General features: G+C 51.6%; 1 protein-coding gene. It reads left to right on the top strand.

What is annotated here, in order from left to right; genetic code table 11:
• Nucleotides 1–39: 39 nt before the first annotated feature.
• On the top strand, nt 40–442 hold a 403-nt coding region (locus B2W52_RS14615; protein WP_286803663.1), incomplete at its 3' end, for a phage integrase N-terminal SAM-like domain-containing protein.

Consider the following 442-nt stretch of genomic DNA (forward strand, 5'->3'; position numbering starts at 1 on the left):
ACTGTATAAATAAACAGTATTGGCAGGGAGCCGGGACGCATGAAGGGAAAACAACCTCGCTTACGGGACCAGGTTCATGCGGTTATCCGCGTGAATCATTACAGCATCCGTACCGAAAAAACCTACTGGTACTGGATCCGTTACTTCATTCGTTTTCAGCAAATGAAGCACCCTCGCGATATGGGGCCCCGCGAAGTCAATGAGTTTCTGACCTGGCTCGCTGTCCATCGTAATGTCGCGGCAGCCACTCAGGCGCAGGCCCTGAATGCTCTCGTTTTTCTCTACGACAAGGTGCTGGATAAGCCGCTCGGTGAGATTGGGGAAGTTATTCGCTCAAAGAAACCCCGGAAATTACCCGTGGTTTTGACGCACGAGGAAGCCATGCAGATTATCGACCGGCTTGGTAAAACCGACAGGCTGATTGCTTCCCTGCTCTATGGTT

This window comes from Marinobacter sp. UBA2498 (assembly GCF_002341575.1).
Lineage (GTDB): Bacteria > Pseudomonadota > Gammaproteobacteria > Pseudomonadales > Oleiphilaceae > Marinobacter > Marinobacter manganoxydans.